This is a genomic window from Agreia sp. Leaf335 (genome assembly GCF_001423605.1).
Lineage (GTDB): Bacteria > Actinomycetota > Actinomycetes > Actinomycetales > Microbacteriaceae > Agreia.
Window position 1 is genome coordinate 810,901 of the sequence record NZ_LMOQ01000001.1, and the last position, 15,549, is coordinate 826,449.

17 protein-coding genes are annotated in these 15,549 nt (G+C 66.5%); 10 read left to right on the forward strand and 7 right to left on the reverse strand.

Going from position 1 to position 15,549, the window contains the following annotated elements; translation table 11 throughout:
• Nucleotide 1: 1 nt before the first annotated feature.
• The 6 genes from ilvN (at nt 2) to ASF79_RS03900 (ending at nt 4,048) form a co-directional block, all read left to right on the forward strand.
• On the forward strand, nt 2–511 hold the full coding sequence (gene ilvN, locus ASF79_RS03875; protein ID WP_055775244.1) for an acetolactate synthase small subunit: 510 nt from the start codon (nt 2–4) through the stop codon (nt 509–511).
• A 70-nt stretch (nt 512–581) separates the two neighbouring features.
• Nucleotides 582–1,607, forward strand: a complete 1,026-nt coding sequence (gene ilvC, locus ASF79_RS03880; protein ID WP_055775241.1) for a ketol-acid reductoisomerase — start codon at nt 582–584, stop codon at nt 1,605–1,607.
• Nucleotides 1,573–2,328 (forward strand): DUF998 domain-containing protein, encoded by a 756-nt coding sequence (locus tag ASF79_RS03885; protein WP_055852062.1) that lies wholly within the window; start codon nt 1,573–1,575, stop codon nt 2,326–2,328. The genes ilvC and ASF79_RS03885 overlap by 35 nt, the downstream gene beginning before the upstream one ends.
• Nucleotides 2,329–2,344: 16 nt before the next feature.
• Nucleotides 2,345–3,148, forward strand: coding sequence for a DUF1684 domain-containing protein (locus tag ASF79_RS03890; RefSeq protein WP_055777293.1), 804 nt, complete (start codon nt 2,345–2,347; stop codon nt 3,146–3,148).
• A 30-nt stretch (nt 3,149–3,178) separates the two neighbouring features.
• Nucleotides 3,179–3,676 carry a hypothetical protein gene (locus ASF79_RS03895; RefSeq protein ID WP_055775235.1) on the forward strand — a complete coding sequence of 166 codons (498 nt, stop codon included), beginning with the start codon at nt 3,179–3,181 and terminating at the stop codon, nt 3,674–3,676.
• A gap of 9 nt (nt 3,677–3,685) precedes the next feature.
• Nucleotides 3,686–4,048, forward strand: coding sequence for a hypothetical protein (locus ASF79_RS03900; protein ID WP_055852065.1), 363 nt, complete (start codon nt 3,686–3,688; stop codon nt 4,046–4,048).
• Here the strand turns inward: ASF79_RS03900 and ASF79_RS03905 are convergent.
• Nucleotides 4,045–4,446 carry a DoxX family protein gene (locus ASF79_RS03905; RefSeq protein ID WP_055852066.1) on the reverse strand — a complete coding sequence of 134 codons (402 nt, stop codon included), beginning with the start codon at nt 4,444–4,446 and terminating at the stop codon, nt 4,045–4,047. The two genes, ASF79_RS03900 and ASF79_RS03905, sit on opposite strands and share 4 nt — an antisense overlap.
• Nucleotides 4,447–4,534: 88 nt before the next feature.
• Between ASF79_RS03905 and serA the strand changes: the two genes are divergently transcribed.
• Complete coding sequence (gene serA / locus ASF79_RS03910) at nt 4,535–6,124, forward strand: phosphoglycerate dehydrogenase (RefSeq protein WP_055775227.1); 1,590 nt, start codon at nt 4,535–4,537, stop codon at nt 6,122–6,124.
• A gap of 98 nt (nt 6,125–6,222) precedes the next feature.
• On the opposite strand, the gene ASF79_RS03915 is transcribed toward serA, so the two are convergent.
• Entirely contained in the window at nt 6,223–6,825 is a 603-nt protein-coding gene (locus tag ASF79_RS03915) for a TetR/AcrR family transcriptional regulator (RefSeq protein WP_235500620.1), read from the reverse strand.
• 169 nt (nt 6,826–6,994) lie between these two features.
• On the opposite strand from ASF79_RS03915, the gene ASF79_RS03920 reads away from it, so the two are divergent.
• Nucleotides 6,995–8,545 (forward strand): MFS transporter, encoded by a 1,551-nt coding sequence (locus ASF79_RS03920; RefSeq protein WP_055852069.1) that lies wholly within the window; start codon nt 6,995–6,997, stop codon nt 8,543–8,545.
• On the opposite strand, the gene add is transcribed toward ASF79_RS03920, so the two are convergent.
• The 5 genes from add to ASF79_RS03945 form a co-directional block, all read right to left on the reverse strand.
• On the reverse strand, nt 8,492–9,568 hold the full coding sequence (gene add / locus ASF79_RS03925; protein WP_055852074.1) for an adenosine deaminase: 1,077 nt from the start codon (nt 9,566–9,568) through the stop codon (nt 8,492–8,494). The genes ASF79_RS03920 and add overlap by 54 nt on opposite strands.
• Before the next feature lie 4 nt (nt 9,569–9,572).
• Entirely contained in the window at nt 9,573–10,949 is a 1,377-nt protein-coding gene (locus tag ASF79_RS03930) for an NtaA/DmoA family FMN-dependent monooxygenase (protein WP_055852077.1), read from the reverse strand.
• Entirely contained in the window at nt 10,946–11,401 is a 456-nt protein-coding gene (locus tag ASF79_RS03935; protein WP_055775214.1) for a nucleoside deaminase, read from the reverse strand. The genes ASF79_RS03930 and ASF79_RS03935 overlap by 4 nt, the downstream gene beginning before the upstream one ends.
• Nucleotides 11,398–12,843 (reverse strand): purine-cytosine permease family protein, encoded by a 1,446-nt coding sequence (locus ASF79_RS03940; protein WP_055852080.1) that lies wholly within the window; start codon nt 12,841–12,843, stop codon nt 11,398–11,400. Before ASF79_RS03940 ends, ASF79_RS03935 begins: the two co-directional genes overlap by 4 nt.
• Before the next feature lie 106 nt (nt 12,844–12,949).
• Nucleotides 12,950–13,747 carry an SDR family NAD(P)-dependent oxidoreductase gene (locus ASF79_RS03945; RefSeq protein ID WP_055852085.1) on the reverse strand — a complete coding sequence of 266 codons (798 nt, stop codon included), beginning with the start codon at nt 13,745–13,747 and terminating at the stop codon, nt 12,950–12,952.
• Nucleotides 13,748–13,801: 54 nt separating this feature from the next.
• Between ASF79_RS03945 and ASF79_RS03950 the strand changes: the two genes are divergently transcribed.
• Together ASF79_RS03950 and ASF79_RS03955 are read left to right on the forward strand one after the other, a co-directional pair.
• Complete coding sequence (locus ASF79_RS03950) at nt 13,802–14,413, forward strand: TetR/AcrR family transcriptional regulator (RefSeq protein WP_055852088.1); 612 nt, start codon at nt 13,802–13,804, stop codon at nt 14,411–14,413.
• A 57-nt stretch (nt 14,414–14,470) separates the two neighbouring features.
• Nucleotides 14,471–15,541 carry a 3-isopropylmalate dehydrogenase gene (locus tag ASF79_RS03955; RefSeq protein WP_055852091.1) on the forward strand — a complete coding sequence of 357 codons (1,071 nt, stop codon included), beginning with the start codon at nt 14,471–14,473 and terminating at the stop codon, nt 15,539–15,541.
• Nucleotides 15,542–15,549: the final 8 nt, after the last annotated feature.

The following is a 15,549-nucleotide window of genomic DNA, read 5'->3' on the forward strand; positions in this document are numbered from 1 at the left end:
CATGAGCCACCACGTTCTCTCCCTGCTCGTCGAAGACAAGCCCGGCCTGCTCACGCGGGTCGCGGGCCTCTTCGCCCGCCGCGGATTCAACATCGAGAGCCTCGCCGTGGGCGCATCCGAGATCGAGGGTCTCTCGCGCATCACGGTCGCCGTCGACGTCGAGGAGCTGCCGCTCGAACAGGTCACCAAGCAGCTGAACAAGCTCATCAACGTGATCAAGATCGTCGAGCTCGAGCCCGACCAGTCGGTTCAACGCGAACACATGCTCGTGAAGGTGCGGGTCGACAACTCGACGCGGTCCCACGTGCTCGAGGCTGTGAATCTCTTCCGAGCTCGCGTCGTCGACGTCTCTACGGATGCATTGGTCATCGAGATCACAGGCGACTCGGGTAAAACGAGTGCGTTCCTGCGCGTCGTCGAGCCATACGGAATCAAGGAGTTGGCTCAGTCGGGCCTGCTCGCCATCGGCCGCGGATCGAAGAGCATCACCGAACGCGTCTTCAAGAACTAAGAGGCCCGTTCCCTGAGCTCGTCGACGGGAACGGCCACCGAACACCCACATAACAAGGAGCAGTAATAAAGTGACCGAAATCTTCTACGACAAAGATGCAGACCTGTCGCTCATCCAGGGCAAGAAGGTGGCCGTCGTCGGCTATGGCTCGCAGGGCCACGCCCACGCGCTCAACCTCCGCGACTCGGGCGTCGATGTCGTCATCGGACTGAAAGAGGGATCGAAGTCGATCGCCAAGGCTCAGGAGGCCGGTTTCACGGTGCTCAGCGTCGCCGATGCGACCGCCCAGTCCGACGTGATCGTGCTGCTCGCTCCCGACCAGTTCCAGCGTCACATCTACCGTGACGACATCGCTCCCAGCCTCAAGCAGGGCGCGACGCTCGTCTTCGGTCACGGCTTCAACATCCGCTACGACTACATCCAGGCGCCCGACGGCGTCGACGTGATCCTCGTCGCCCCCAAGGGCCCGGGCCACACCGTTCGTCGCGAGTACGAGGCAGGCCGTGGCGTTCCCGTCATCGTCGCCGTCGAGAAGGACGCCTCGGGCTCGGCTTGGGACCTCGCATGGTCGTACTCGCGTGCGATCGGCGGTCTGCGTGCCGGTGGCATCAAGACCACGTTCACCGAAGAGACCGAGACCGACCTGTTCGGTGAGCAGGCCGTTCTCTGCGGCGGTGTCTCGCAGCTCGTCCAGTACGGCTTCGAGACGCTCACCGAGGCGGGCTACCAGCCGCAGATCGCCTACTTCGAGGTGCTGCACGAGCTGAAGCTCATCGTCGACCTCATGTGGGAGGGCGGCATCGCGAAGCAGCGCTGGAGCGTCTCCGACACGGCCGAGTACGGCGACTACGTGTCGGGCCCCCGCGTCATCACGCCCGACGTCAAGGCCAACATGCAGGCCGTTCTCGCCGACATCCAGAACGGCGCGTTCGCGAAGCGCTTCATCGATGACCAGGATGCCGGAGCCCCCGAGTTCCTCGCGCTCCGCGAGAAGGGTGCCCAGCACCCCATCGAGGCCACGGGCAAGGAGCTTCGCGCTCTGTTCGCCTGGAAGCAGCAGGATGCCGACTACACCGACGGCTCCGCCGCCCGGTAGTCTCCTGACTCACAGTACGACGGCCGCCCCGACTCAGTCGGGGCGGCCGTCGCCGTTTCTCCGATTCGCTGCCCGTACGGGCCTGTCGCTCGTCGTCGCGTACGTCGTGATCGACGTGGTCTTGCAGCTTCTGCCACCTCACTACAGCCCGATATCCGACGCCGAGAGCAATCTCGCTGTCGGACCTTTCGGCTGGGCGATGAACCTCAATTTCCTCGCCAGAGCGGCCATGACGTTCTGCGTGCTCCTTGTCGTCGCTCGCATCGGACCGAGCACCCTGACAAGGCGACTGGGTTCGCTGCTTCTCGCGGTGGCCGGTCTGTGCTCGGCCGCGCTGGTGTTCTTCCCGACCGATGTGAATGCGCCCGGGGAGTTCGGCATCGCACCCACGACGACGGTGGGCGCGGTGCACGTGGCGTTCGCCACCATCGGGTTCCTTGCCGCCCTCGCCGCCATGATCCTTCTCACGCTATGGATGCGTCGGGTACCCGAGATGGTCGGCGTGCTCCGAAGGGCTGCCATCATGCTCGGTGTCGCTGTGGTCGGACTCGTCTCGCTCGCGGTGTCGATCGCGTGGATTCCGTCGATGCTCGGCCTCACGGAGCGCATCTGCCTCGCCGGAATCCTCGGCTGGGCGTTCGTCGTCTGCCTCGGAGCACGACCTCTCGACCGGCGACGATCGTCGCGGCGAAGGGAATCGCACGCGCGAGCTGCGAGTTGAGAGGATCATGGACGCTGTGAACAACACCTCTACCTCCGCCGCCGAAGCCGACTTCCTGCGCTTCCGCCAGACTCGCCACCGCTACGTCACCTCGCCGCAGGGTCCGCTGGCCCTCGTCAGCACTACGGAGATCGACTCCGAGCGCTCCATCGACGGCGTGCCCGGCCTCTGGGCGCCCACCCCGGCCGGCGGCGGCGTGACGGTCACCGCGGTCGCGACCGACGGCATCCGCGTCGACGGCGAGCTGGTCGACGGCACGGTCGACATCGCCGGATCCGACACCGTCGTTCCGTCGACGCTCTCCTTCGGCGGGGGAGTGACAGGCACGGTCTACTCCGGACTCGAGGGGCACTACATCGTGCGCGTCTGGGACCCGGCCAACGAGAAGGCCGAGAACTTCGATCGCATCTCCGCTTACGCGTTCAAGCCCGAATGGGTTCTCGAGGGAACGTTCACGCCGACCGAGAAGCGCGCCATCGGCATCGAACACATCAAAGACGACGGTCGCCTGCGCGACGAGGTTCTTCCCGGCGACATCGACGTGGTGATCGGCGGGCAATCGCGCACACTCGCGGCCTTCGAAGACGAAGGAAAACTGCTGCTCGTCTTTCAGGATCTCACCACGGGTGACGAGACCTACGACGTGGGGCGCTTCCTCGCTGTGCGTCCTCGCCGAGACGGCACGGTCGAGCTCGACTTCAACCGCGCCTACATTCCGCCGTGCGGATTCTCCGACTGGTTCAACTGCCCGATGCCTCCGCAGCAGAATCGCTTCGTGTTCCCTGTCGATGCGGGAGAGAAGCGCGTCCTCTCGGTTTAGCGTCTGCGGCGAGCGGCTAACCTTGCCTACATGACCAGCCGCAACGACGATGCCCTGAGCTGGGCCGGCGACGACGACCCCACGCTGACGCCACCCATCCAGTCGGGCGAAGCCGCAGAGGTCAGGCCCGCGAACACCGAGCGGCCCGAGGCTCCGACCGTTCTCGAGCAGGCTGAGCTCGCCGAAGACGCCGAGGTCGAGGCAGAGCTGGCCGCGGCCGAGAAGGCGTCGGCGCAGCTGAGCTCCGCGGCCCTGATCACGCTGGGAATCCTCGGCGGCGTCTACCTGCTCTTCACCATCGGGTGGGGCATCGTGGTGGCCCGCACGACCGTCACATTCTTTCCACTCGACAGCCTCTTCCTCGAGATCTGCTTCCGTATCGGGCAGTTCCTCTCGATTGCCGCGGCGCCGCTGTGGTTCGTGTCCACCCTGCTGCTCACGCAGAAGAGAACCTGGCGATCCCGCCTCGGCTGGCTGTTGCTCGGAGTCTTCGTGCTCGTGCCCTGGCCCTTCATTCAGGGAGCATAGGACCTCGCCATGACCAAGAACACCGCAGCACAGCCCGCCGCCGCCACACACTCGAGCTTTCGCGAACTCACCTTCTCGAAGAAGGTCGGCTGGGGCATCGCCCTGCTCTTCGCTCTGATCTCCGCCATCTGGGTATGGGTCGGGGTGGCCAACCTCCTCGAGGCGATCGCCACCTTCGGTCTCGGCCTCACCGGTCTGTCGTGGCTCGTCTTCATCGGCTCGATCGCCGCGCCGATCGTCACCTACGGGGTGGGCTTCCTCGTCGGTTGGCGTCTGCCTGCATGGGCGAAGGCGATCGTCTTCCTCGTAGCCCTCGCCGTAGCGATGGTGATCAAGGCCGACCTGGAGTCGCTGCTGCTCGGCGGGCTCTAGGCGGCGACGCCGACCCACACGATCAGGGCGGCCAAGACGATCTGGGCCACCAGTCGCGGCCAGAACGGGATGGCGACCGCGCCGAAACGCTCCCGATGGGCAGCCGCGTACGCGTTCGCGGGAAAGACGGCGGCAAGGAAGACGACGAGCGCGATGGCCGCCGCGAGCCGGGTCTGCGGCACGAGCAGGCCGACTCCGCCCGCGATCTCACAGGCTCCTGTGAGGTAGACGAGGTTCAGAGGGGCGAAGAGGCCGTCGCGGCGAAGCGACGGCGGGATCATCTTGGCCATGACCCGCGCCGACTTCGGAACGAAGTGGTTGATGCCCATGGCGATGAAGACCACCGCGATAGCGATGCGGACGATCGTCACTATTACGGTCAGAGTCGCATCGGTCATGTGCTCATTGTGCCTGCCCCTAATATGGTTCTGGCCGCGCAGTCCCGCGGAAATCCTCTTTACAGAGCCAAACCGAAGGATCCGATCCGTGTCGAAACCGGTCGTCTTGATCGCCGAAGAACTCTCACCCGCCACTGTCGAGGCGCTCGGCCCCGACTTCGAGGTGGTCAACGTCGATGGAACCGACAGGCCGGCACTGCTCTCCGCATTGTCGACGGCCGACGCCATCCTCGTGCGCTCTGCGACGAAGGTCGACGCTGAGGCCATCGCCGCGGCGCCCCAGCTCAAGGTCATCGCGCGTGCCGGTGTGGGTCTCGACAACGTCGACATCAAGGCGGCCACGGCCGCCGGCGTCATGGTGGTCAACGCCCCCACGTCGAACATCATCTCGGCCGCAGAACTCACCGTCGGCCACATTCTGAGCCTCGCCCGTCACATCCCGGCCGCTCACTCCGCTCTCGCCGAGGGCAAGTGGAAGCGCAGCGCCTACACCGGCGTCGAACTCTACGAGAAGACGATCGGAATCATCGGTCTCGGCCGCATCGGCGCGCTCATCACGGCACGCATGCAGGCCTTCGGCACGAACGTCGTCGCCTACGACCCCTACGTCACCTCGGCTCGCGCGCAGCAGCTCGGCGTCACGCTGCTCAGCCTCGACGAGCTGCTCGCCCAGAGCGACTTCATCACCATCCACATGCCGAAGACGCCCGAGACCACCGGCATGATCAGCGACGAGCAGCTGGCGCTGATGAAGCCCACCTCGTTCATCGTCAACGTCGCCCGCGGCGGTCTCATCGACGAAGACGCGCTCCACCGGGCGCTCACCGCCGGAACCATCGCGGGAGCCGGACTCGACGTGTTCGTCAGCGAGCCGCCCACCGATTCGCCGTTGCTCGCCCTGCCCAACGTCGTGGTCACGCCCCACCTGGGCGCATCCACCGACGAGGCGCAGGAGAAGGCGGGTGTCTCGGTGGCCAAGTCGGTTCGCCTGGCCCTGTCGGGCGAGCTGGTTCCGGATGCCGTGAATGTGGCCGGCGGAGTCATCGACCCGACGGTGCGCCCCGGCATCCCGCTGGTCGAGAAGCTCGGACAGGTGTTCTCCGGTCTCGCGCACAGCCCGCTCACCAGCGTCGATGTCATCGTGCGCGGCGAGATCGTCGACTTCGACGTGAGCGTTCTCAAGCTCGCCGCCCTCAAGGGCATCTTCACGAACGTCGTCAGCGAGACGGTCTCGTACGTCAACGCACCCCTGCTCGCCGAGCAGCGCGGCGTGACGACGCGCCTGATCACCGAGGCGGTCTCCGAGGAGTACCGCAACCTCATCACGCTCGAGGGCGCGCTCAGCGACGGGTCGCAGATCTCTGTATCGGGAACGCTGACCGGAACCAAGCAGATCGAGAAGATCGTCGAGATCAACGGCTACGACGTCGAGGTTCCCTTTGCAGAGCACCTCATCGTGATGACCTACGACGACCGCCCCGGAATCGTCGCCATCTACGGCAAGGAGTTCGGCGACGCCGACATCAACATCGCCGGAATGCAGATCGCCCGGCACGTGGCCGGCGGCAAGGCGCTCAGCGTACTGACCGTCGATTCTCCCGCCCCCGACGAGCTGCTCGAGAAGCTGCGTACGGCCATCGACGCCGACTCGCTGCAGGAGATCGACCTCACGGAGTAGGACTGCGCTGGTCGAGTAGGCCGCCTGCGGCCGTATCGAGGCCACCGCCGAACGTGATCTCGATACGCTCGTTCCTCGCTACTCGATCAGCGCAGGGCTCAGTGGCCTGAGCGCTGTGCTGTTACCTCGGTGATCAGATCGACGAGATCGTCAATGTCCGAGCTGGTGAGCTCGGCCGTCTCCGGAGTCATGGACTCGGGGAGGAATGCCGAGCCGTAGGCGAGGCCGTCGCTGATCAGCATGATCGCGCGCGACAGCACCGGGTCGCCCGTGCTCTCGAGCACGATCTGGTACCAGGCGTCGTTGGCGGCGCGGAGCGCGTCGCGCGCGGTCGAATTCGACGCTTGCGCGAGGCGCGAGGTCGCTACGAGCGCCTTGTCGAGGGCGCTTCCCGTGGCCATCGATGAGCGGATCAGCTGGGCGACGGGCCCGGCCGGCGAGGCGCGGATGGCCTCGACATCGCGCGCCACGAGCTCTGCCAGGCGTTGGAGCACGCCCGCGATCAGGGCCTCTTTGGAGCCGAAGTGATACAGCAGCCCGCCCTTCGATACGCCTGCCGCGGCGGCTACCGCATCGAGTGTCGCTGCGCGCTCGCCGTGCTCGCCGAGCAGTTCGGCGAAGGCATCGAGGATGCGGTCGCGCGTGGATGACGCGGCGGGCGCGACGGAGTCGGTCGGCGGGTTCTCTGGGGTGGCGGGCATCGGTTCGATGGTAGCCGCCTCGGCGGCGTCGGGTGCCCTCGACACAAAATCATCGGGCCATCGGGGAATGCTGAGACGACATCCGCCGTTGAGGAGGTAGCTACTGTACCGACTGGACGGTATAGTCATAGCCGTACCGCATACGAAACGAAACGAAGAAACACAGATCATGGCTCTGCTCACGACCCCCACGCCCGCCCAGCGCTCCGACGACGCGCGGCCGCCGCGCGCCTCCCTCCGTAACTGGCTCGCGTTGGCCGTCTTGATGCTGCCCGTGCTCATCTCCAGCGTCGACAACACGGTGCTGAGCTTCGCACTTCCGGTGATCTCCGAGTCGCTTCGACCGTCTGCCGCTGCGCAGCTCTGGATCATCGACGCCTACCCGCTGGTGCTCGCCGGGCTGCTCGTGGCCATGGGTAACCTCGGCGACCGCTGGGGTCGACGTCGCCTGCTGCTGATCGGCGCCACGGGGTTCGCTCTCGTGTCGATCGTCGCGGCCTTCGCACCCACGGCCGAACTGCTGATTCTCGCTCGTGCCGGCCTCGGCTTCTTCGGTGCCATGCTCATGCCGTCGACGCTCTCGCTGTTGCGCAGCATCTTCCTCGATCGCCAGCAGCGTCGACTCGCGATCGCCATCTGGGCGTCCGGCTTCGCCGCGGGCTCCGCGCTCGGCCCCATCGTGGGCGGCATCCTGCTCGAGCACTACTGGTGGGGTTCCGTCTTCCTCATCGCCGTGCCCGTGTTGATTCCGCTGCTCGTGTTCGCGCCGCTACTCGTGCCCGAGTCTCGCGACCCGAACCCGGGGCGCATCGATGTCGTGAGCATCGGCCTCACAATGATCACGCTGGTTCCCTTCGTTTTCGCGATCAAAGAGTTCGCGACGCACGGCTTCGAATGGCTCCAGGTGCTTCTGGTGCTGACCGGCGCGGCGGCGGGAACGCTCTTCGTGCGCCGTCAGCTCGCTCGGGAGAACCCGATGCTCGACATGAGGCTGTTCCGTCGCGGCGTGTTCACCGGCGCCGTGCTCATCAACCTGGTGAGCGTCTTCTCGCTCGTCGGGTTCCTCTTCTTCGTCTCGCAGCACCTGCAGCTCGTGCTGGGGATGCGCCCCCTCGACGCGGCTCTGGCGCTGGTTCCCGGGCTGATCGTGATGGTCGTGGCGGGTCTCGTCGTCGTTCCCATCGTGCGCATCGTCAGGCCGAGTGTCGTCGTCGCGACCGGTCTTGCACTCGCCGGCACCGGCTACGCCATCATCATGGTCACCGGGCAGCACGCGAGCGAGGCGACACTGGCGATCGCGTTCGCTGTTCTCGGCCTCGGTATCGGCGCTGCGGAGACGATCTCGAACGACCTGATCATCTCGTCGGTGCCCGCAGACAAGGCCGGCGCGGCATCCGGGGTATCGGAGACCTCGTACGAGCTCGGAGCCGTGCTCGGCACCGCCGTGCTGGGCAGCATTCTGACAGCGGCCTACCGGGGCGGGGTCAGCCTGCCCGCCGGGCTCAGCTCCCAGGATGCGGACACGGCACGAGAGACGCTCGGTGGAGCCGTCTCGGTGGCCGAGTCGGTCGGTGGTCCGGCCGGAGCCTCCCTGCTCGAGTCGGCTCGCGCGTCGTTCGACAGCGGCGTGGTGCTCACCTCGGGGATCGGTGTCGGCCTGATGGCGCTAGCGATCGTGCTGGCCCTGGTCTCTCTGCGCCGAGCTCGCTCCGAGGGCTGAGAGTCGCGACTCGACGACCTGTGAGAGGGCCGCCCGGTCGCTGCCGTCCAGCCAGGCCGCGTTCACCGCATTCCGGGTGAAGTCGGCGAACTCGGGCAGCCCGTAGCCGAGAGCGCGGGCGAGTGCTCGGAAGTCGTTGACGGCATCGGTGCCGAACATGGGCGGGTCGTCGGAGTCGATGGTGATGCGCAGGCCCGCGTCGACCATCTGGGCGATCCGACGGTGCGATCCGTCGCCGCTCCCGGAGTACCGGCCGATGTCGGAGCTCACGGGAGTGCATGTGAAGGTGATGCCTTCCGCCACGCACCGCGCCGTGATGCGGGCGTCGTCGACGACGTGGTAGCCGTGGTCGATGCGCTCTCCTCCGAGCTCGTCGAGGATGACCTCGATGTTCGCGGGTGGGCCGCTCTCGGAGTGGGCGGTGCGATGAAGTCCTGATCGGCCCGCGAGCCTGAACGCCTCGATGAAGCGCGCCGGAGGCCCGATCGACTCGGAGTAGTCGAGGCCGATGCCCACGACCTCGTCGATGCGGTACTCGACCACCTGTTCGACCAGCTCGACTGCGGCCGACGCGGAGTCGTTGCGGTTGAGGCCGATTACCATGCGACTGGTGATGCCCGTCTCCGCCTCTGCGTCGCGCATGCCCGCCAGCACGCCGTCGATGATCGTGCGATACGGCACACCCGGATGCCCGGGTGGGCTGAGGAAGATCTCTCGGTGCACGACGCCGAGCGCCGCCCCTCCGTCGGTCAGGGTCTCGAAGGCGACCCGGCGGAAGTCGTCGGCGTCTCTCATGACGGAACCCGCGACATCCAGTACGCGCAGAAACTCGTTCAGGTCCTCGTAGGAGCCGTGGTCGTACAGCGACTCCGCGTCGCGACCGCCGTCGAGGACGACGTCGTGCTTTCGAGCGAGATCGAGCACCGTCTGGGCCGAGACAGCCCCGATGAGGTGGTTGTGCAACGACACCTTGGGGAGCGCGACAAGGAGCGCCTCCGTGGCGCCGTCGAGAGGATCGTCCATCGCCTCAGGTGCTGCTCTGGGCGCCACGGACGGCGCGAGCCGGGTGCCACTCGGGCACGTCGGGCTCTCCGGTGAGCATGCTGCGAAGGGTGCCAGACCGGGGGACATCGGGCAGAAGCCCCCGCCCTCGCAGAACGGGCATCAACTGCTCGACGAAGTCGCGATAGCCCTCGTAGCCGCCATACCAGTTCTCGACGAGGAACCCGTCGATATCGGTCTCCTCCACGAGAGCCGCGATTTCGGTCGCGATCGACTCGGCAGTTCCGGTGAAGCGCATCCCGCCGAAGGTCGATGCGAGCGAGTCGAGGATCTCGCCGACGGTCGGACTCGAGCCGTTCGGATTGCGCCACATCTCGATCATCGTGTGGCCCACCTCGGTCGAGACGGAGTCGAGTGTGGCCTCGGGGTCGAGGGCGCCGAGGTCGACTCCTGACCAGCCGAGGAACAGGGCCGCGGTCGCCTCCCTGGTGGGGGTGGCGTTGAGCTCCGCCCGCAGGCGCTGCGCCTCCTCCGCCGTGTCGGCGATGACGAAGCTCGCCCCGTTGATGATCTTGACGGAGTCGGCCGGTCGACCTGCGGCGACGGCCTGGGCGCGCAGGCGGGTGACGGTCGCCGAGAGTCGAGCAGCTTCCCTGTCCTGAGTGAACACGCATTCGGCGTACCGCGCGGCGAAGGCGGTACCGGCTGCCGAGGTGCCCGCCTGGAAGAGGGTCGGTGTGCGCTGCGGAGACGGAGTGGCGGGGAAGTAGCCGTCGAACCGGAAGTATTTTCCCTCGTGCTCGATGCGGTGCACTTTCGTGGGATCGGAGAACGTGCGGCTCGCCTTGTCGGCGAGGACCGCGCCGTCGTCCCATGCCTCTTCCCAGAGGCGCAGCGTCAGATCGACGAACTCGGTCGCACGGGCGTAGCGCTCGTCGTGAGGCGTCACATCCGTCTGGCCGAGCAGGCGCACGAGGGCCTGCTGATTGTCGCTCGTGACGATGTTCCAGCCCATCCGTCCGCCGGTGAGGTGGTCGAGGGTGGTGAAGGTGCGTGCGTTGAGCAGCGGGTGCTGGGCCGTCGTCGATGCTGTTGCGACGAAGCCGATGCGCGGGGCAGCAGTCGCGAGACCGGAGATCAGCGCGAGCGGATCGTGAACGGGGAACTGCACGGCGTCGCGGATGACGGCCTCGGGCACCTGCCCGGCGTCGTTCATCGGATAGCCGATGGCCTCTGCCAGAAAGAAGAAGTCGAACCCGGCCGCGTCCAGGCGGGCCGCCATGTCCTGCCAGAACTCCAGCGTCGCGAACGCACTGGTGTCTCCTCGCTCATGGTGCCACGCGTTGGCGATGAAGTTCGGGGTGAACTCCTCGAACGCCCCGAGTACGAGCTGTTTCGTCATGACTCCTCGCCGATGTCCTCGTTCCACAGCGCCGGGTTGCCCTCGATGAACGCAGCCATCATCGTGATGAGCTCAGGATCGTTGACCACGGTGACCTCGCAGCCGTGTTCCGCGACCCAGTCCTGGCCGCCCAGAAAGTTCTCGTCGTCTCCGACCACGACGCGGCCGATTCCGAACTGGCGCACGAGGCCCGAGCAGTACCAGCACGGCGAGAGAGTGGTGACCATGACCGTGTCTCGGTAGCTGCGCTGGCGCCCGGCGTTGTGGAAAGCGTTCGTCTCGGCGTGCATCGCCGCGTCGCCGTCTTGTACGCGGCGGTTGTGGCCGCTGCCGAGCAACACCCCCGCGCTGGTGAACAGGGCTGCGCCGATCGGGATGCCGCCTTCCGCGGCTCCCTTTCTCGCCTCGTCGCGAGCGACGGACAACTTGTCTGCGTCGGTCTCGTAGATCACGCGGAGGCCTCCACTCGCTCGGCTGGCATCGTGGTCGTCTCGGCCGACAGGGGAGGTCCGAGAACCGGCCGGATCATGCGGAAGACGACGACGTACAGCAGCCCGGCGGCGACGAAGCCGACCAGCGCTGTGAGATCGCCGATCTCAGGCGCGACTCGCACGAGCAGGCCGACGTAGACGGCCTGGTTGGAGAAGAGCCCGATCGAGACCACCGCGGCGACGACGAACGCGACGATGCCTGCGGGGTTGCGGTACTTGTTCTTCTCGTCGACGACGAGTGCCAGCACGGCTGTCCCGCGCCGCAACCAGCGATCGGCGAGAACGATACCGAGCCACGGTGCGATCCAGTAGGCGATCACGAGCAGGAAGTTCTCATAGCTCGCGCCGGCGTCAGGCAGGGCGAGCAGGGCGATCACGAAGCCCAGCACGCCGAAACCGAGCGCCACGATGGCCCGGCGCCGTTCGAAGGGAATCTTGATGCCGATCGCGAGGAAGGACATCGACCCGGAGTAGATATTCAGCGCGTTCGCCGAGATGGCGCCCACGGCGATGGCAAGCAGCGTGAGAGCCGAGATCCAGCCGGGCATGCCAGCGGTGAACGAGTCGGTGGGGCTGGCGTCCTCGGCCAGACCGGTGTGCACGATCGTGGCGGATGCCGCACCCACGATCATGAGAAAGCTGGTCGAAACGAAGTTGCCGAGACCGGATGCGACGGCGATGGTTCTGTGGTTCGTGCCGGCTGGTAGGTAGCGGGTGTAGTCCGAGGCGTACGGGTTCCAGCCGGCCGTGTATCCGAACGCGGCGCCGGCCGCGAGCATGAAGCCCGCGAAGCCGCCGAATCCGCCGGAGCCGTCTCCGCCCGCTGGGGCCGATGTGTCGGCGTTCACCAGGATGAAGATGCCGGCGACCAGGAAGATCGCACCCAGCACGAACATGGCATACCGCTCGAAGAGCTGCACGATGTCGTGGCCGACGAATGCGACCGTCACCTCGACGACAACCACGATGGCGAGCGTGAGCACCGGGCTCCAGCCTGTAAGAGTGGCCAACGCGAAGGCCCCGCTGATGGAATTGACGGCGAACCAGCCGAGCCCGGCCATGGCCGTGTTGAGGCCGGCGGGAATGATGTTGCCCCAGAACCCGAACGCCGTGCGGCCGAGCAGCATCTGGGCGAGACCTTCGCGCGGCCCCCAGGTCGACAGGAACCCCTGGCTCAGGCTTCCCAGGAAGTTGCCCAGCAATACCGCGGCCACCGCCTGCCAGAAGCTCAGACCGAAGTAGAGAACGGCGATGACTCCCACGAAGATCGTGGCGAACTCGAGGTTGGGCGAGGTCCAGGTCGCGAACAACTGCCACGGTGACCCGTGGCGCCTGTTCGACGAGATCGGCTCGATGCCTCCGGGTTCGACGAGTTGCGTTTTCGGGGGTGCGGTCACTGTCATGATCGGAGCCTAGAACCGCCGAACTCGCAGGGGCCTGCGTTGCGACAACGCGTTACAGGCCATTTACACGATCGAAACGAAAGCGCTCTGTCGAACCCGGGCCATCTCAGCCGAGCCGAGTGTTGACGATTCCACCATCGATGTCCATGACGGTGCCGTGCATGAACGACGCCTCGTCCGACGCGAGGTAGCGAACGGCGAAGGCGATGTCGACCGGCCGAACCGGGCGGCCGGCGGCCGTCGCTGCGGTCATGATTGCGAGGATCTCCGCGCTGTCGGCGTTGCCTGGGGTGCTCGTCGCGCCCGGTGCGACAGTGTTCACGTTGACTCCCTGCGGCCCGAACTCCGCAGCCCAGGTGCGCGTCATCTGTTCGAGGGCGGCCTTCGAAGCCGTGTAGATGGCGCCGAACGGAACACCCACGCGGGACATCCACGAGCCGATATTGATGATCGACCCGGTGCCGCGCTCGGCCATCGCGGGGGCGAATTCGGCAACGAGCACGTGGGGTGCACGCACGTTGATGGCCAGCACCGCGTCGAGGTCCGCGTCGGAGAGATCCGCTGTCGGCGGCGCCGGATAGATTCCGGCGTTGTTGACGAGGATGTCAACGCGTCCGCCGAGCGCATCCGTTGCCAGTCGCGCGAAGGTGCGTAGATCGTCGTAGCTGCCGGCCAGGTCCGAGGTCACGACGTGGGCCGAACCCCCCGCATCGATGATCGAACTCGCAACCTCCTGGGAGCGGGCTTCGTCGCGGCCGTTGACGACGACGGTGGCGCCGGACGCGGCGAGCACTCGGGCGATGGCCTCGCCGATTCCGCTGCTGGAGCCGGTGACGACGGCGGTGCGCCCTGCCAGGCGGGCATCTGTGGGAAGGGACTGGAGAATTTCTTGATTGGACTTCATGGTCCATTCCTAGCATTAACTGGACCTTGTGGTCCAATGCATTAAGCTGAACAGATGGATTCGTCGAAGATCACCGAGCGAGGGCGCCTGACGCGCCAGCGGATCATCGAGGCCACGGGGGAGCAGATCCTCGCGTCGGGAATCGGCGGCACCACACTCGACACGGTGCGAGCGGCCACCCTGACCAGCAAGAGCCAGCTGTTCCACTACTTTCCTGGCGGCAAAGCGGAGCTGGTTCGTGAGGTCGCCGCGTGGGAAGGACGACAGCTTCTCGAAGCGCAGGAGCCCGAGATTCATGATCTCGGGTCGTGGGAGTCCTGGGAGCGCTGGCGGCGAATGCTTGTCGAGTACTACATCGCCCGGGGCCGTTGGGCATGTCCGATCGGCTCGCTCGCGACGCAGGCCGCGACGACCGACCCCGATCTGGCAAGTGCGATCGCGACGACGATGCGCGACTGGCGTGAGCAGCTCGCCGACGGGGTTCGGCGCATGAAGGCGGCGGGATCGGTCGACAGCTCGGCCGATTCGCAAAGGATCGCCACCGTCATCCTCGCGGCGATCCAGGGCGGTCTAGTCCTCAGTCAACCCGAGCGGTCCGCGTGGCCGCTGGAAGCCGCGCTCGACAACGCTCTGGCGCCGCTTCACCACGTCGCAACCACCCGGTAGGTGTGGACAAGTAACCTTGCACGTATCGATTCCGCACCGATCCAACGCAGGAGCACTATGTCGCGCACCATCAGACTCGCCGTCATTCCCGGAGACGGCATCGGCCCCGAGGTCGTCGCCGAGGCGGTGAAGGTGCTCGACGCGGTGGCCCCGTCTGCCGGACTCGTCATCGAGAAGACGCACTTCTCGCTGGGCGCGACCCGTTTTCTCGAGACCGGCGACGTGCTGACCGACGACGATCTCGCATCCATCTCGTCGCACGACGCGATTCTGCTCGGCGCCGTCGGGGGAGTGCCCGGAGACCCGCGTCTCGCGAACGCGAATATCGAGCGAGGGCTGCTTCTGAAGCTGCGATTCACGCTCGACCACTACGTGAACCTGCGCCCCACCACGATCTACCCCGGCGTGGACAGTCCGCTGTCGAATCCGGGCGAGGTCGACTTCGTGGTCGTTCGCGAGGGAACCGAGGGGCCGTACGTCGGCAACGGCGGAGTCATCCGCGTCGGAACGCCTCACGAGATCGCGAACGAGGTGTCGATCAACACGGCGTACGGGGTGGAGCGAGTGGTGCGTTTCGCCTTCGAGCTGGCTCAGTCACGCGCTGCCAAGAAGCTCACGCTGGTGCACAAGACGAACGTGCTGACCTTCGCGGGAGGAATCTGGCGCCGGCTCGTCGACACGGTCGGGGCCGAGTTCCCCGAGGTCGCGGTCGACTATCTGCACGTCGATGCGGCCACGATCTTCCTGGTCACCGACCCTGCTAGATTTGACGTCATCGTCACAGACAACCTCTTCGGCGACATCCTCACCGATCTGGCCGGCGCAATCAGCGGCGGAATCGGCCTGGCGGCCTCGGGCAACATCAACCCCGACGGAGCCTTCCCCAGCATGTTCGAGCCGGTCCACGGATCCGCGCCCGACATCGCAGGCAAGCAGATCGCCGACCCCACGGCCGCGATCCTGTCGGTGGCACTCCTCCTCGACCACCTCGGGGTTCCGGATGCCGCGGGCACGGTCCGCGAGGCCGTGACGGCCGACATCGCCACCCGGCAGGCAGACAGCCCGCGCGCGACCAGCGCCGTGGGTGACGCCATCAGAGACGCCGTGACCGCGTCGCTCGCCCGCTGACACCGAAC

Coding starts and splice junctions, on each gene's coding strand:
- ASF79_RS03950 (WP_055852088.1), top strand. CDS start 13,802: ATGGATTCGTCGAAGATCACCGAGCGAGGGCGCCTGACGCGCCAGCGG.
- ASF79_RS03920 (WP_055852069.1), top strand. CDS start 6,995: ATGGCTCTGCTCACGACCCCCACGCCCGCCCAGCGCTCCGACGACGCG.
- ASF79_RS03885 (WP_055852062.1), top strand. CDS start 1,573: ATGCCGACTACACCGACGGCTCCGCCGCCCGGTAGTCTCCTGACTCAC.
- ASF79_RS03955 (WP_055852091.1), top strand. CDS start 14,471: ATGTCGCGCACCATCAGACTCGCCGTCATTCCCGGAGACGGCATCGGC.
- add (WP_055852074.1), bottom strand. CDS start 9,568: ATGGACGATCCTCTCGACGGCGCCACGGAGGCGCTCCTTGTCGCGCTC.
- ASF79_RS03915 (WP_235500620.1), bottom strand. CDS start 6,825: ATGCCCGCCACCCCAGAGAACCCGCCGACCGACTCCGTCGCGCCCGCC.
- ASF79_RS03945 (WP_055852085.1), bottom strand. CDS start 13,747: ATGAAGTCCAATCAAGAAATTCTCCAGTCCCTTCCCACAGATGCCCGC.
- ASF79_RS03905 (WP_055852066.1), bottom strand. CDS start 4,446: ATGACCGATGCGACTCTGACCGTAATAGTGACGATCGTCCGCATCGCT.
- ASF79_RS03930 (WP_055852077.1), bottom strand. CDS start 10,949: ATGACGAAACAGCTCGTACTCGGGGCGTTCGAGGAGTTCACCCCGAAC.
- ASF79_RS03900 (WP_055852065.1), top strand. CDS start 3,686: ATGACCAAGAACACCGCAGCACAGCCCGCCGCCGCCACACACTCGAGC.
- ilvN (WP_055775244.1), top strand. CDS start 2: ATGAGCCACCACGTTCTCTCCCTGCTCGTCGAAGACAAGCCCGGCCTG.
- ASF79_RS03940 (WP_055852080.1), bottom strand. CDS start 12,843: ATGACAGTGACCGCACCCCCGAAAACGCAACTCGTCGAACCCGGAGGC.
- ASF79_RS03895 (WP_055775235.1), top strand. CDS start 3,179: ATGACCAGCCGCAACGACGATGCCCTGAGCTGGGCCGGCGACGACGAC.